Origin of the sequence: Sinorhizobium prairiense, from assembly GCF_029201645.2 — a bacterium.
GTDB classification, from domain to species: Bacteria; Pseudomonadota; Alphaproteobacteria; order Rhizobiales; family Rhizobiaceae; genus Sinorhizobium; species Sinorhizobium meliloti_A.
This window is the reverse complement of record NZ_CP104131.1, coordinates 2,113,533-2,128,445: the sequence shown is the minus strand read 5'-3', so window position 1 is coordinate 2,128,445 and position 14,913 is coordinate 2,113,533. Positions and strand designations below refer to the sequence as shown.

The 14,913-nt window shown below is 62.0% G+C and carries 15 protein-coding genes and 2 pseudogenes; 14 read left to right on the top strand and 3 right to left on the bottom strand.

Translation table 11 applies throughout. The features are described from left to right. Positions 1-225 precede the first annotated feature (225 nt). From N0Q91_RS12940 to mucR, 8 genes and pseudogenes are all read left to right on the top strand, one after another. Positions 226-2,601 carry a putative monovalent cation/H+ antiporter subunit A gene (locus tag N0Q91_RS12940; protein WP_275596582.1) on the top strand — a complete coding sequence of 792 codons (2,376 nt, stop codon included), beginning with the start codon at positions 226-228 and terminating at the stop codon, positions 2,599-2,601. Further along, positions 2,598-3,017: a Na(+)/H(+) antiporter subunit B gene (locus tag N0Q91_RS12935; protein ID WP_018094534.1), complete on the top strand. Its 420-nt coding sequence runs from the start codon at positions 2,598-2,600 to the stop codon at positions 3,015-3,017. The genes N0Q91_RS12940 and N0Q91_RS12935 overlap by 4 nt, the downstream gene beginning before the upstream one ends. Next, the gene (locus N0Q91_RS12930; RefSeq protein WP_275596581.1) at positions 3,017-3,394 is read left to right on the top strand and encodes a Na+/H+ antiporter subunit C; all 378 of its coding nucleotides are present in this window, start codon (positions 3,017-3,019) and stop codon (positions 3,392-3,394) included. Before N0Q91_RS12935 ends, N0Q91_RS12930 begins: the two co-directional genes overlap by 1 nt. Positions 3,395-3,400: 6 nt before the next feature. Then, positions 3,401-4,965, top strand: a pseudogene (locus N0Q91_RS12925) (Na+/H+ antiporter subunit D). Beyond that, positions 4,962-5,437 (top strand): annotated as a pseudogene (locus N0Q91_RS12920) (Na+/H+ antiporter subunit E). The pseudogenes N0Q91_RS12925 and N0Q91_RS12920 overlap by 4 nt, the downstream one beginning before the upstream one ends. After that, entirely contained in the window at positions 5,434-5,820 is a 387-nt protein-coding gene (locus N0Q91_RS12915) for a cation:proton antiporter (protein WP_100672007.1), read from the top strand. Before N0Q91_RS12920 ends, N0Q91_RS12915 begins: the two are co-directional and overlap by 4 nt. Beyond that, complete coding sequence (gene mnhG / locus N0Q91_RS12910) at positions 5,820-6,170, top strand: monovalent cation/H(+) antiporter subunit G (RefSeq protein ID WP_100672008.1); 351 nt, start codon at positions 5,820-5,822, stop codon at positions 6,168-6,170. The genes N0Q91_RS12915 and mnhG overlap by 1 nt, the downstream gene beginning before the upstream one ends. A gap of 405 nt (positions 6,171-6,575) precedes the next feature. Continuing rightward, entirely contained in the window at positions 6,576-7,007 is a 432-nt protein-coding gene (gene mucR / locus N0Q91_RS12905) for an exopolysaccharide biosynthesis transcriptional regulator MucR (protein ID WP_018094540.1), read from the top strand. A 196-nt stretch (positions 7,008-7,203) separates the two neighbouring features. Here mucR and N0Q91_RS12900 read toward each other — a convergent pair whose 3' ends face one another. Together N0Q91_RS12900 and N0Q91_RS12895 are read right to left on the bottom strand one after the other, a co-directional pair. Further along, positions 7,204-7,626, bottom strand: coding sequence for a SufE family protein (locus N0Q91_RS12900; RefSeq protein ID WP_275596580.1), 423 nt, complete (start codon positions 7,624-7,626; stop codon positions 7,204-7,206). 179 nt (positions 7,627-7,805) lie between these two features. After that, positions 7,806-8,243, bottom strand: a complete 438-nt coding sequence (locus N0Q91_RS12895; protein ID WP_275596579.1) for a DUF5330 domain-containing protein — start codon at positions 8,241-8,243, stop codon at positions 7,806-7,808. Positions 8,244-8,758: 515 nt separating this feature from the next. Here N0Q91_RS12895 and N0Q91_RS12890 point away from each other — a divergent pair. The 3 genes from N0Q91_RS12890 to N0Q91_RS12880 all read left to right on the top strand — a co-directional run bounded on the left by N0Q91_RS12890 (position 8,759) and on the right by N0Q91_RS12880 (position 11,683). Next, positions 8,759-10,336, top strand: coding sequence for a sensor histidine kinase (locus N0Q91_RS12890; protein WP_275598128.1), 1,578 nt, complete (start codon positions 8,759-8,761; stop codon positions 10,334-10,336). Next, complete coding sequence (locus N0Q91_RS12885; RefSeq protein ID WP_275596578.1) at positions 10,308-11,261, top strand: peptidoglycan-binding domain-containing protein; 954 nt, start codon at positions 10,308-10,310, stop codon at positions 11,259-11,261. The genes N0Q91_RS12890 and N0Q91_RS12885 overlap by 29 nt, the downstream gene beginning before the upstream one ends. Positions 11,262-11,347: 86 nt before the next feature. Continuing rightward, entirely contained in the window at positions 11,348-11,683 is a 336-nt protein-coding gene (locus N0Q91_RS12880) for a DUF1491 family protein (protein ID WP_275596577.1), read from the top strand. A 287-nt stretch (positions 11,684-11,970) separates the two neighbouring features. On the opposite strand, the gene N0Q91_RS12875 is transcribed toward N0Q91_RS12880, so the two are convergent. Then, positions 11,971-13,026, bottom strand: a complete 1,056-nt coding sequence (locus tag N0Q91_RS12875; RefSeq protein ID WP_275596576.1) for a DUF2336 domain-containing protein — start codon at positions 13,024-13,026, stop codon at positions 11,971-11,973. Between the two features lie 242 nt (positions 13,027-13,268). Here N0Q91_RS12875 and N0Q91_RS12870 point away from each other — a divergent pair, with 242 nt between their 5' ends. The 3 genes from N0Q91_RS12870 (at position 13,269) to N0Q91_RS12860 (ending at position 14,818) form a co-directional block, all read left to right on the top strand. Then, entirely contained in the window at positions 13,269-13,919 is a 651-nt protein-coding gene (locus tag N0Q91_RS12870; RefSeq protein ID WP_275596575.1) for an SH3 domain-containing protein, read from the top strand. A 156-nt stretch (positions 13,920-14,075) separates the two neighbouring features. Continuing rightward, on the top strand, positions 14,076-14,360 hold the full coding sequence (locus tag N0Q91_RS12865; RefSeq protein WP_018094548.1) for a hypothetical protein: 285 nt from the start codon (positions 14,076-14,078) through the stop codon (positions 14,358-14,360). 287 nt (positions 14,361-14,647) lie between these two features. Continuing rightward, complete coding sequence (locus N0Q91_RS12860; RefSeq protein ID WP_013844138.1) at positions 14,648-14,818, top strand: hypothetical protein; 171 nt, start codon at positions 14,648-14,650, stop codon at positions 14,816-14,818. The last annotated feature ends 95 nt before the right edge of the window (positions 14,819-14,913 follow it).

Here is a 14,913-nt window from a genome sequence, read left to right as displayed (position 1 = left end):
TATATAGGATGGGTTCTGCTTGGGCACAAATGGAAGTCGATGCCAGGAGCTCCGCGTTTTGGACAGGATACTGATCAGGGTCGGGACGAAGCCGCTGCCCTCTACACAGTATAAACGTGGCATAACCTCACACCCCGGCCGATTTCCCTTGAGGCAGGCCCGACCATCTTCTATGTCCGGTTAAAGCTTGACTGAAAGATCAAAGACAAGGAGCGTGTCGATACGATGGATGCCGCGGCCCTGACATTCCTGGCCCTCGGTCTTCCCTTTGCCGCGGCCGTCGTCGCGCCGGCCCTGACCCGGCTTCTCGGCGGGAATGCCGCCTGGCTGTTGGCGCTGGCGCCACTCGCCGTCTTCATGCATCTCGCAGGCTTCATTCCGGAAGTCGCCGCCGGCGAGATCGTCACCGGCGGCTATATCTGGATACCATCCTTCAACGTCAGCTTCTCCTGGCTGATCGACGGCTTGTCACTGACATTCGCACTTCTGATTTCGGGCATCGGCACACTGATCGTCCTCTATTCGGGCGGATATCTGAAGGGGCATCCCGACCAGGGCCGCTTCTTTTCGTTCATTCTGATGTTCATGGGCTCGATGCAGGGCCTCGTCGTCTCGGACAGCTTCCTGATGCTCTTCGTCTTCTGGGAGCTGACGTCGATCACTTCGTTCCTGCTGATCGGCTTCGATCACGGCCGCGAGGCGGCGCGCCGCGCGGCTTTGCAAGCTCTGGTCGTGACCGGGGGAGGCGGACTTGCCTTGCTTGCCGGGCTCCTCATCCTGTGGAACGTCAGCGGCGTCACGCAATTTTCGCTGCTGCTGTCCTTCGGAGACGAACTGAAGCAGAGCCCCTTCTATCTCGCGGCGCTGCTCCTCGTCCTCGGCGGCGCATTCACCAAGTCGGCACAGTTTCCGTTTCACTTCTGGCTGCCGAACGCCATGGAAGCGCCGACTCCCGTTTCGGCCTATCTGCACTCGGCGACGATGGTGAAGGCGGGCGTCTATCTTCTGATGCGGCTCAACCCGGTGCTCGGCGGCACGACGGAGTGGCAGGTGCTGTTGCCGCTCTTCGGCGTGACGACGCTCGTCGCCGGAGCCGCCCTGGCAGTGCGCCAGACGGACCTGAAGATGATGCTGGCCTATACGACCATGTCGTCGCTGGGTCTTCTGGTGATGCTGACCGGGCTCGGCCTGCCCTACGCCATTGAAGCCGCAGTGCTTTACCTGGTGGCGCATGCCCTGTTCAAGGGGGCGCTGTTCATGGTGGCCGGCATTATCGATCATGAAACCGGTACGCGCCACCTGACGAAGCTCGGCGGCCTGCGCAGTGCCATGCCTCTGACCTTCGCCATAGCTCTTGCGGCGGCCCTGTCGATGGGCGGCCTTCCGCCCTTTTTCGGGTTCCTTGCGAAAGAGGAAATCTACGCCGCACTCTCCGGTTTCGACCGTCGGTCCATGGTGTTCGCGGCCTTGACCATCCTCGGCAACGGCCTGATGTTCGCCGTCGGCTTCGCGATCGCTCTAAAACCGTTTCTCGGCCCTAAGGTCGATACGCCGAAGCATGCCCACGAGGCACCGGTGCTCCTCTGGATCGGCCCGGCTATCCTGGCTGCGATGGGCCTTTCCAGTGCGCTGATGTCGGGCCTCGTTCATCGGTTCGTGACCTCGCCCATGGCCTCGGCCGTTGCCGGCGAGCCGAGAACCGTGACGATATCGCTCGCACCGCATATCGGCGTGCCATTGTTGCTCTCCGTGGTGACGCTGGCGGTCGGCGTCGTTCTGTTCCTCAATCTGACGCGGCTGCGCGCCGCCATGGCGGTGATCCTCGCCGATATCGGCTGGGGACCGGATCGAGGCTTCGACCAGTTCATACGCGGCCTCGTGCGGTTTGCGGTCGCCGCGACCCGGCGCTTGCAGGGCGGCCGTCTCGATAACTACATGACCGTGACCTTCCTGCTCGTCGCCGCCGTCATGCTCGCATTGCCGCTGCGCTATGGCGAATTCCCCCGCGCACCTTTCTTTCCGGGCGACGTCCCGCTGCACGAATTCGCGATCATGGCGATCGCCGTGCTTGGCCTCTTCGCCGTGGTGCTGGCCGCGGACAGGCTGACGGCGATCGTGTCGCTCGGAATTCAGGGCTTCGCCGTTGCGATGCTCTTCCTGCTTTACGGCGCTCCGGATCTCGCCTTCACCCAGTTCATGATAGAGACGCTGTCCGTCGTCGTGCTGGCACTCGTGATGACCCGGCTGCGGCTGTCTCCCTCCGATCACCGACCACTCAGACAGAAGCTTCCCGACTTCACGATCGCGCTCGCCTGCGGAATCGGATTCGGCCTTTTCCTCCTCCGGGTTACCGGTGTGCCGTTCGATTCGACGCTGACGGAATTCTTCAACCTCTATTCGAAATCGATCGCGCACGGCGCGAACGTGGTCAACGTCATCATCGTCGACTTCCGCGGTACGGATACGCTCGGCGAAATTGCCGTCGTGCTGGTTGCTGGCCTGTCCATCCTTTCCCTCGTGCGGTTGCGGGCGGGATCGTTGAGACGCGGCGAAACGCGCGAGATCGCGGCCGCTGAAGCGAACACGAAGGAGCCGGTATGAAGTCGATCATTTTTCGGACCGTCGCGCCCTTCCTCGCCGGATTGATGATGCTTTTTTCTATCTTTGTGCTGCTGCGCGGCCACAACGAGCCCGGAGGCGGCTTCATAGGCGGTTTGATCGCCGTTTCGGCGCTGGCGATCTACGGCATCGCCCACGGTGTGGAGACGGTGCGGCGGGCGATATTCTTCCACCCGATGGCTATCGCGGGCGCCGGCCTTTTCGCCGCGACCTTGGCGGGATTGGCGTCACTTTTCGCGCGGGTGCCGTTCATGACCGGGCTGTGGATATATCCCTCCTTTTTCGGCGTCGAAGTTCCGCTCTCCACGGTCATGCTGTTCGATACGGGAGTCTACCTGGTCGTCGTCGGTGCCATCAGTTCGATCGCGCTGTCGCTTGAAGAAAGAGGGGGCGCCTGATGGAGACCTGGTTTTCCCTGCTGGTCACTTTCTTCTTCACCGTCGCCATTTACCTGCTTCTGTCGAAATCCATCATCCGCGTCCTCCTGGGCGTGGCGATCCTGGGAAATGCGGTAAACCTTCTGATCTTCACCGGCGGCCGCCTGACGCGTGACGTACCGCCGGTCATAGCGGAGGGTGCCGATGCGCTTTCCGGTCCGGCGGCCAATGCCTTGCCGCAGGCGCTGATCCTGACCGCCATCGTGATTTCCTTCTCCTTCTTCGCCTTTCTCCTCGTTCTCGCCTGGCGCGCCTATGAAGACCTCGCGACAGACAACACGGACGAGATGCGTGTTGCGGAACCGGTGAACGAGCCGGCGCCGCCACTGGGATACTGACGCACCATGGCCGTTTCCACCCCCGCTCACGTCGATCTTTCCGCAGCCCTGATGCTTGCCCCCGCGTCGGCAGTCGAATGGCTCGTCGTTCTGCCCGTCGCCTGGTGCCTGGCCGTCGGCGCGCTCCTCGTGATGCTTCGTCGCTGGGCCGGCATCCAGCCCGCAATAGCGCTTGCGAGCCTGGCCGTTCTGGTTTTGATCGACGTGGCGCTGCTCGATCACGTCGCAAGAAACGGGCCGACGACCATGGTGATGGGGCGTTGGCTGCCGCCGTTCGGTATCGCCTTCACGGTTGACCTGACCGGTGCGCTCTTTGCCCTGGTGGCGGCCCTGGTCGCTTTTGCGGCCGGCATCTTTTCGCTGTCCGATATCAACGACAGCGGCCGGCGCTATGGTTTCTATCCGCTGCTGATGCTGCTGATGGCCGGCGTATCGGGAGCCTTCCTCACGGGGGATATCTTCAACCTCTATGTCTGGTTCGAGGTCCTGCTGATTTCCTCCTTCGGGCTTCTGGTCCTCGGCTCCGAGCGCGGGCAGATCGACGGGACGGTGAAGTACGGCTTTCTGAACCTGGTCGCAACGACGCTCTTCCTCGTCGCTACCGGCTTCCTCTACGCCGTGTTCGGCACGCTCAACATGGCCGACATCGCGCGTAAGGCCGACGAACTGCGCGTCAATGCGCCGTTGATGACTTTGGTCGGACTCTATGTTCTCGCCTTCGGCATGAAGGCGGCCGCGTTTCCCTTGAACTTCTGGTTGCCTGCTTCCTACCATACCCCTCGCGTCGTCGTGTCGGCGCTCTTTGCCGGCCTGCTCACCAAGGTCGGTATCTATGCGTTGATCCGGGTGACGGTCATGCTCTTTCCGATCGAAAGGGAGGAATTGAGCTTCGTACTGGCGCTCGTCGGTGCCCTGACGATGATGGTCGGCGTTCTCGGTGCGCTCGCGCAAACGGATTTTCGTCGCCTTCTCGGTTACCTCGTCGTTTCGGGCATCGGTTCGATGCTCGCAGGCCTAGCCATCGGCGGACCAGGCGGCATTGGCGGCGCGATCTTCTACGCGCTCCATTCGATGCTGGTGATGACGGGCCTTTATTTCGCCTCCGGGATCGCCATGCGCCTCGGTGCAGACAGCTCCATCGCAACGCTTGCGGGCCTTTACCGCAAGCATGCGGGGTTTGCGGCGCTGACCTTGATGCTGTGCTTCGCCATTTCGGGGCTGCCGCCCTTTTCCGGCTTCTGGCCGAAGGTCATGCTGGTGAAGGCGGCCATCGATATCGGCGCCTGGTGGCTTGCCGCCGCGCTCCTTCTCGTCGGCTTCTTCACCATGATTGCGACCGGCCGCCTTTTCCTCCTGGCCTATTGGCGAGATAGCGCAATACCCGAGGCGGCCGCCGGCCCGGCCCCCTGTCCGCGACGGCCTTGGGTCCGCTTGCAGCACTTACGCTTCTGGCGCTTGCGCTCGGCCTCTATCCCGAACCGCTGCTTGCGATGATCCAGAGCGCCGCAGCCGGTCTTGCAGAGCCATCCGCTTACCTGAATTCAGTCTTTCCCACAGGAGGTCCGCAATGAAATTCCTGCTGACCAACCTGGTCTTTACGCTTATCTGGGGGCAATCAGCGCCAGCTTCACGCCCGCGAACCTCCTGCTGGGCTTCGCGGCCGGCGCCTTGTCGCTCTGGTTGATCCGGCGTGAGCTGCGCCCGGTGGCTTACCCGCTGAGACCGTTGCGGCTCCTGTTGCTCGCCTTGTTGTTTTTCAAGGAGCTCGCGATTTCCGCAACGAAGGTCGCGATTCTGGTTCTCCGCTCGAACATGGCGCTGAAGCCGGGCATTTTTGCCTATCCGCTCGCGCTCAGGAGTGACTTCGAGATAACGCTGCTCGCCAATCTGATCACGCTGACGCCGGGTACGCTGTCGGTGGATGTCTCCGAAGATCGCAAGACCCTCTACGTCCATGCGCTCGATTGCGCCGATCCGGGAGCTCTACGGCGAGACATCGCCGGCGGCTTCGAACGTCGAATTCGGGAGGCCTTCGAACGATGACGCCCGCTGCAGTCCTGAGCACGGCCTCCGGCGTGGCGCTCGTGCTTCTCTCTCTCGCGCTGCTGTTGACGGTGCTGCGCATCATTCGCGGGCCGACGCTTCCGGACCGGGTGCTGGGCCTCGATATGCTGGTGGCGATTGCGATCGGCCTGATCGCGGTGATCGCCGTGAGAACCGGCTTCTATCTCTACATCGATATCGCGATCGCCCTCGGACTCGTCGGCTTTCTTGCGACGGTCGCTTTCGCCCGCTTCATCCTGGCGCGCGGTCTCTCGCCGGAGCGCATGACGCCGGGCGCAACTGACCTGGCCCAGGCAAAGCCGTCGTCGACGCGCTCGCGCGCGGGACAGGCTGGGCGCCGCAAACGCAAGGGAGCGCGTTGATGGTTCTGCAAATCATCGCCTACCTCGTTGCGCTGATCATGATTGTCGGCGCCTGCTTCTCGCTGCTTGCCGCGGTTGGCCTCATCCGCTTCCCCGACCTTTACACCCGCATGCATGCGGCCTCGAAAGCCGGTACCGTCGGTTCGGGTCTGCTGCTCTTTGCGGCCGGGCTGCATTCGCTCGATGCCGCCGTCTTCGTGCGCGCACTTGCGGGATTTGGCTTCTTCGTGCTGACGGCACCGATCTCGGCCCATCTATTGGCAAAAGCCGCGCATCAAGCGGGCTACAGGATGACAAAACGATCGGTGATAGATCAGCTTCCCCATAAGGAAGAGCCGCGCGGGCATTGACGGGCAGCATTTCTGACTCTGTATTTGAGGACAATTTTGCCGAGCGTGACAATTTTAGCAACTCGGAATAAAGTTGCTGCATGCCGATAAATTTATGTTTGGACTTTTGGCAGATCAGTGTTAATGCAGTAAATGCAAAGTGTCGTCGTGGAAAATACTTTGAGATGAAATTCCAGCCTGAGTTGTGATGCTTGTCCGTTGCTTTGAGGTGTCGGCCGCTTTGGCGCCTTGGTGACGGTTCTTCCCTCTCGCAATTCGAGCCTTGATGTTGCGGCAGAACCGCAGTCTCCATTGCGAGATCGCGGTCGGTTCCGAGGCGGCAAGCGCTGATTGACGGCATTTTGTACATCCTCCCCCTGGAACTCTGTTTCAGGTTTCGTCGCTGGATTCCGATAGGAGAAAGAAATGACAGAGACTTCGCTCGGTGCGAGCAATGAACTCCTGGTTGAGCTTACGGCGGAGATCGTTGCCGCCTATGTAAGCAACCACGTGGTTCCGGTTGCCGAGCTGCCGACGCTCATAGCCGACGTGCATTCGGCTCTCAACAACACCACGGCTCCTGCACCGGTGGTCGTCCCGGTGGAAAAGCCGAAGCCCGCGGTTTCGGTCCGAAAGTCGGTGCAGGACGACCAGATCACATGTCTCGAATGCGGCGGCACCTTCAAGTCGTTGAAGCGGCATCTGATGACGCACCACAACCTTTCGCCGGAAGACTACCGAGACAAGTGGGATTTGCCTGCGGATTATCCGATGGTCGCGCCGGCATACGCGGAAGCACGCTCGCGGCTCGCCAAGGAAATGGGTTTGGGACAGCGTCGGAAGCGCCGCGGCAAGTGATCCCGGCGGCCCCACGGGGCCATCGGGAACGCGCCTGAGTTGTGTCATAAAGGCCGGCCGGTTCATTCGGGCCGGCTTTTTCAGGACGTTTAAGTATTTCATTGAAACACTGACACGCTGCCACCCGTTGAAGCTACGCGCTTCCGGACGAAAACCGTTACGCACTTGTCCTGGAAGTGCTCTGACTCTTCGCCGGTCAGGCAGGCAGGCGTCCTTCGGCTTCGCTCTTGATACGCCGGATCATCGAGCGCAGGCCGTTCGCGCGTTGCGAGGAAAGGTGTTCGATGAGGCCGATCTTGCCGAAGATGTCGAGAGCGTCGGTTCTGGTAATTTCCGAAGCACGCTTGCCGGAGAAGATGGCGAGGACGATTGCCACGAGGCCGCGCACGATATGCGCATCCGATTCTCCCTCGAAGGTGAGAAGCGGGTCTTCAGTATCGCCGGTCGCATGGGTCACGAGCCAGACCTGGCTGGCACAGCCCTGCACCTTGTTCTCGCTCGTCCTCGAGGCTTCCGGCATCTCGGGCAGGTTTTTGCCAAGTTCGATCACATAGCGGTAGCGATCTTCCCATTCGTCGAGAAATGCAAAGTCGTCGATGATCTGGTCAAGTGAAGTCATGCTATGTCCGGCTTTCGGCGCCCGCTGCGTAGCGCAGCCGCGTGAAACTGCTTCAATCGCAGTTCGGGCGCATCGTTTCACCTTCATATAGGAGAGGCGGGCCGCAAAGAGAACAGGCAATCGCGTTTCCCCGCGCTGCCACGCCCCAACGATCAGTCTTGCCTTCTCCGCGGCAGGGCTTACTTCCCGGAAGCCGGACCGGGATCGAGGCGGTGTTCCGGAACCGGCATACGCTTGAATGCTTGTTCGGCCTTCTCGGTCGCTTCCGCCGAAGGGATACTTTCTGCCGGTGCGACGGTACCGGTCATGACCTTGACGTCGGGAGCGGCGGCGTCGCCTTCCGCGAACTGGGTGTTGAGAAACTCATAGGCGATGCGAGCGCCTTCGCGGGCGCGATGTCCGAGGGCGACGAAAGTCTCCGCACCCTTCTCGCAGACGTCCGGCTTCTCTACGCAGATCGCGCTTATATATTGAAAGGCTTCGTTCGCGGCAGAGAATGTGCCGCCGATCTCCATCTTCGGGCCGTGCTCGAGCTTCTCGCTGCTCGACGGATCGAGAAACGGCAGCAGCACCAGCACCAGCGAGAACCAGAACGTCGCCTTTACGAGAAACCACATCTTGCGCCATCCTCTTTTGCCTTCGGCTCCGGCCGTGGTGTTTACGCTTCGAAACTAGCGCGGGAATCACAAGGCCGCTTTTCCAGAAACAACGGTATTTGCTTCAAATTTTATTGAAATTCAGGGATCAGCATATTCGTGCAGACGCTTTTCCCTGCATTTCAGCGGCCGTCGTTAACGCTCGTGGCTGAGGTCTCGGCCTCAAGCCTCGCGTTCCCGGCACCGGATAGTGGCGATGCCTGCCCAAATCGTTAACGCGAGCCGAAAAATCCACGAAAATCCGCTGCTTACGCACCGTTAACCACATCTGACGATGCTCGCTCGGATTGCCTCAAATCGGGAACTTTCGGTCGCCCCGGACGCCTCCGGAGAGCGGCCGTTTATTCTTTCATTAAGTCAGGGGTGCGAGATTCGGGTCATCACGAGGCGGTCGTCCGCGACGACGCGGAACGGTCCGGAAATGCCTCGCAAGAACGACAAATTCGGCAGGGCAAGGCGTGAGTTTATTGCGTGACATGGCTGGCAGATGGACATCCTTTGTGGATGAAGCGGCCGCACCCTGGCTGCCGAGCGGCGGCCTGGGCCCAGCAATTGCGCGTCACGACTTCAGACGCTTGCGTGCCGTCGCTGCCGTATCCCTGACCGCGCTGCCGATCGTCCCGCTCGCGCTGACCCTGGCATTGCCCGTATCCGCCGCGCTGCCGGCGGGAGCGGCGCTTTGGGCCTCGGCGTCCCTGCTGGCCGCGGCTGCAGCCATTGCGAGCGGCCGCGATTTCCCGGCGGCCGGCGAGGTGGAACTCGCGCCTGCACCGGAACTGCCCGATCTCAATGCGGCATACAATCTCTTTGCGGGTTTGGTGACCGTCCACGATACCCGGGGCCACGTCCTGTCCGTCCACGGCCGCGATGCGAGTGAGTATCTGAAACTGATGCGCGATCCGCATGGGCGCGGCTTCATCGAGCAGATCCATGTGTCGGATCGCATCGCCTTCCTGAGAGCGATTGATTCGCTGCGCCTGGACAGCGAGCGCTCTGCCGTGGACATCCGTCTCGAACGGACGTCGGCGGATGGCGCTCAATTCGCACATATCTACTGCGAGATGACGCCGATTCGAGACGCTGAAGGAAATCTCCTTGCGATTGTCGCCCAGTCTCGCGATGTTTCCGAAGAGGCCCGCTTGCAGGCAGAGGCGGCCGCCAAGGCAGCACATGCCGAGTCGGCCAACGATGCCAAAACGCGGTTCCTTGCGGCCGTCAGCCATGAATTGCGCACGCCGCTCAATGCCATCCTCGGCTTTTCGGACGTGCTTGCAGGCGAATATTTCGGCAAGCTCGAAAACGATCGCCAGCGCGAATACGTGTCGCTGATCCATCAATCCGGCACGCATCTTCTCTCGGTCGTCAACACGATGCTCGATATCAGCAAGATCGAAGCGGGCCGTTACGAGCTTCTCCTCGAACCATTCCGTGTCGCCGAGGCGATCGCCGCCTGCGAGGCCATGCTGTCGCACCAGGCGCGCGAAAAAGGCGTGCGGCTGACGAGCCGCGTCACCCGTTCCGTCGGCGAGATCAATGCGGACCAGCGCGCCTTCCAGCAAATCCTCATCAATCTCATCGGCAACGCCATCAAGTTTACCGACCGCGGCGGGCTTGTCACGGTGGATGCCGCACTTGAAGGCAACATGCTGAAGCTGACGGTCAGCGACACCGGGATCGGGATCGCTGCGGACAAGCTGCAAATGCTCGGCCAACCTTTCGTCCAGATTCAGAATGACTATACCCGCCGCTACGAGGGTACCGGACTCGGCCTCTCGCTGGTCAAGGGACTTGCCGAACTGCATGGCGGCGATTTTGCGATCCGCAGCGCCGAAGGGGAGGGTACCGTTATCGTCGTAACCATTCCCAGCGATGCCGCAGGCGCGGCAGAAAGGGAGTGCGCGGATGCGCCCGTTACAGTGGAGTTTCCGCCGCGATTGAAGCAGCACGCAGACGGAAAGAGCGAAACCGGAGTGCCGGCGCTCTCCGAGGCTTTCCACACCGGAGAAATTGACAGGGAAGGGGGACATGGCGCCGCGCAAGCGAAAACAGCCTGAGCGCAAGCGGGCGGCGCGGCGCGGAGCGGGTCTGGCCTTGCGCGGACTCGCTGTCGTCGGCCGTGGTCTGGTGCTCACCGGTCGCCTGATCTCCCGCCATCCGGTGAGCGCCGGCGGGTCGGCGACCTTTGCCGTCGTCTTCAGTTTCGTCGCCGCAAACGCCATGTGGTACCAGAACGGTACTCATCCCTCGCCGCTTCTGCGTACCCGCGTGCCCCTCGTCAGTCCCGAAGTGGCCGAACGCCTTGCGGCTGCCAAAGGCGAGCCGGTCGAGCAGCGCGATGTTACCACCTTTGTCATAGAGCGGGAGGGGAACGCGAAAGCCGGCGATGCGGCAACGGACGGGCCCAACGAACGGCAGGCGTCGCTTCCGGCGCAGGACTCACCGGATGCGCCCGGCAGCACGGTCTCGACGCTGGTTGCGGACATCCAGAAGGAACTGGCAAGGCTCGGCTTTTACGAAGGAGCGCCGGACGGCCGAAGCGGTCCGAAGACCTCGGCGGCGATCCTCCGCTTCGAAAAGCAAGCCGGCCGTATGGAGACGGGTGCGCCGAGTGACGATCTGCTTCGGGCACTGCGCAACGCCGGCGGCTCCCCGCCGGCAGTTGCGACGCCCGCCAACCGGCCCTATGCCGACCCGAAGACTGTTCCGGCCGAGGCGGATCCGGTCGCCGCTGCCATCCGCAGCGCCGAGAAGGAGAACGCGCTCGGCTCCCGCACGGAGGTTCCCGTGTCGAGCGAAATGGTGATGAACATCCAGAAGGGGCTGAGCAATCTCGCCTATGCGGATGTCGTCGTCGATGGCGTTGCCGGCGATCAGACGCGCGCCGCCATCCGCCATTTCGAAAAACACTATCGTCTTCCTCAGACCGGAGAGCCCAACCCCAAGGTTCTCAAGAAGCTTAAGGAAATCGGAGCGCTCTGACGGCCAGAGCAAGAGGATCAGTTGCGCACCACTGCCGGTCGACCGCTCCGTTTGCATCTCGCCGGTCGCGCGTGTATCAGCTGTGCATGCGCCTGAAGTCCCACATTTTCGTCTCCTCGCTTTTGCGGAACGCCTTTGGACGCGGCGGGTATGCGGCTGTGCTGCGCAAGGGAGCGGAGGACGCCGGCGCGATCTTCATCCGGCAGCGCGGACGATCGGGCTACGAGACGCTTTATGCGCCGGCGCCGCAGAATTTCTTCGATGGGGAAGGAGATACGTCGCGCCGCTTCGAGGTGCGATTGCGTGGCGCCGAGGCCGACGCCGTCGAACGGGCGCTTTCCTCGGAAATCCGCTTCGACCCGGACTGCTGGATTGTAGAGTTGGAACTCGACGACTGCAGCGATCTGTTCGATCTGGTTTAAGGCTTTCGAGATTCGGGATACCCGCCGCGGTTTGCTCGATCTCCTCATTCCTGTGCTCGTCACAGGAATCCAGCCAGCCCAAGTCCTTGGGCTGAAGAACTCTTCCCGCGCCGCAGACGCGGCGCTGCTGGGCCCCTGTGACGAGCATAGGGATGAGGCTGAGGAGAGATTGCAGTCCTCCGAAAAGTTTCCTACAGCGCTGCGCGCCTTATGAGACGCGCAAACGTCGCTGTAGCAATTTGAGCTGCTGGATGTCGTTGTCCTTTGATCGGCTACGATCAACGGATCTAGAACTGGCCGAAGCCTCGCTTTGGTTGGACGGCCTTGCTTTGACGCGCAATCGGTTGCGCGTCGTGCCGGCGCGGGTCCGCGGCTCGATTATCCGCAAGCAGGCTCTCATGCCGTCCTGGCTTCGCCCCGTTTGCATCGGCGCGAACCCAGGACGCCACCCGTTCGCCGCTCGCCTGCCGGTCGAGACTTCCGATCAGCGCTTCGGCGCGGTTGCCGCCGCCGATTCTTTCGGAAAGATGGGGATAGAGCGCCTCGAGCACGCGGCTTTCCTCGTCCGCCGGGAAGGCGAGAGCTGCAAGCGTCGCGGCGAGTTGCTGGCCGGAAACATCGAGCAATATCCGGTCGGTGAGTGCGCGGCTTGCTCCGAGCGCGTCTGCCAGGGCCGTGGAGAAGAGGGTCGCTTCGCCATTGCGCGCAAAACGGACGAGCAGCGCGCAATGCAGCTCGCTGACGGGTTGGATCGACGAGGTGCCGTTCTTCTCCTGTGATCCGACGCGCGCCAGCGCCTTGATTTCCGCGCGCAGCTTTTCTTCGCGTTCGGCGGCTGCGGCAGCCGGCTGCGGATCGCTCGCCGCCCGGCGACTGGCGCCGTCGTGAAGACGTGCGGGGAGGGGAGCGGACTGATGATGCTCGACGAGCGCGTCGATCACCGAAGGCGAAAGGCTCTCCCGACGGGCAATGGCGTTAGCATGGCCCTGCCCTTGCTGGCGAATGATGGAAATGAGCACGCCGTCGGAAATCGCTGTCGCACGGGCAAGGAAGGCGGCGGCGATCGAAATGGGCATGCTGCCGATCAACAGGGCCACCGGCTCCGGCACGTGCGGGCATTGGGATAGTGCCGCCGCCGCCTGTCGGCGGGCCTCGTTGCTGGAGCCGAGGAAGAGCGGCTCGAACAGCTCGGCAAACTGCTTCATGTCGGACCTGCTTGGAATCCGAAGGCTCTCGAAGCCGGTGACGGTCGCCATCAGCACGACGTCCTTCAACCGCCCCGTCTGCGGCCGTTCCAACTCACGAAACCGGTTTGTCACGACATATCCTAAAACGCAAAGCATGACGGCATTCCGATGGCTCGGAACGACACACGTGTCTAAAACTAGATCGAAATCGTTAGCGCAGCATTAACTATGGACGTTGGGGCTTTATTCAGGCTTGCGTCATTCTGGTGACGAGCCGCCCCGGCAGCGGAGGCTGCTTTCCTCAGCCATAAAAAGTCCACAAGCGCTCCTATTTGATCCGATTGACGGCAAACGCCGGAAGCGAGTTGGGCTGCGGCCTCTCATGTGGGAGTTGATTTGTGAAGAAAATATTCTTGCGGGCAGCGGCTGCCTTTGCGCTGCTGCTCATGCCCGCGGCCGCATCGGCGGCCGAAGGTTTTGCCACTGCCAATGTCAATATGCGCTCGGGACCGAGTACATATTATCCGGCTGTAACGGTCATTCCGGTCGGCGAATCGGTGGAAATTCACGGCTGCCTGTCGGAAAGCCCCTGGTGCGACGTTTCCTTCTATGGCGGGCGGGGATGGGTCGCAGGCCGATACGTGCAGGCCGCCTATCGCAGCAGCCGGGTCTATGTGGAGCCGGAATACTACCGTCCGCTCGGCATTCCGACGGTCGTCTTCGAGTTCGACAGCTATTGGGATCGGAACTACCGCGGCCGGGATTTCTATCGCCATCGCGACCGCTGGAGGCATGACCGCGATTGGGATCGCGAGCGTGAACACGACCGGCCGGAATGGCATCGCCGCCAGGTGCGGGAACGCCGAGACTGGGAGCGTGACCGGGAAAGGGAGCGGCGCGAATGGGAATCGGAGCGCGGCCGTGACGATGACCGCTGGCGGCGGGGGATCGAGGGCGCTGAACGGGAACAGTCGCGCCGCGAGCGCCGTTACCACGGGCAGAGGACGATCGCGGAATGCGACGGCGGCGATTTCCGCTGCGAAGAGTAGGCGCGGCGATTCGGCCGCTTCACTCCAGGGTGGGCGGCGATCGTCGCCGCCCTTCCTTGAGCCGCTGGTTCTTGCGTCGTCCTGAAGGGAACCAATCCGGCCTCGACGCGTTGAAAACGCGCAAAGGGTGATACCGGAATGGCAAGGAGCGGAGAGATGGCGGAGAAGAATCTGGCGGCAGTCGGTGCAGAGACGGGTGCCCAAACGCGGGCGTCCGGCGCACAGGCCGAATTGGAATCGCAGGTCCAGGAACTGAAGGCAGAGATCGCCCGGCTGACGGAGACCGTCTCGGCTATAGGCACCGGAGCCAAGGCGGTCGTGCAGGGGGAAGCGGAACTGATGACGCAGCGCGTTCGGGAGCGCGTTCGGGAAGAACCGATTTCGACATTGCTGACGGTCGCGGGTGTAGCTTTCCTTTTCGGTTTGATTGCAAGGCGCTGACGGACGGATTGCCGGATTTGCAAATCCCCCAGGATTGAGGATTGCGCGAGGTTAATGCGTCATGGTCTGGATTAACAAACGGTTAACCAGGCTGTGTCTCAATCGGCACAAGGCGGCTATTATCGCCTCGCCTCTTATGCCGAAACGGACGACATCCGGGTGACCGGAAGAAGGAGTGACTGAGAAGGGCGCGTCTGTCCGGGCACCGGAAAATGCGTCAGCCCGAAAACGGGCAGGGTGAAATCTGTACGGTAGTTCATCCGTCTCGTGAGACTATGGAGACGAGCATGGCAGACGTAATCAGAATGCAGGACCGGATCGTCAAGCGCCCTCGACGGCGTCCTGTCGGGAAGGGCGGCGCCAAGGTGTTGTTCTTCACAGGAATCCGTTACGAAAGGCTGGACGGCCGCGGACCGCAGCCAACTGCCCCGGCTGGCCGCCAGGCCAAGAAGCAGTAAACCCGCGGGCAAAGCGCCGGCAGCGCCCGCCCGGGCGGTGCGCCCGTTCGCCGTCCGACTTCGACCACTTCGATTTCAGTTTCCCCCAAATCGCC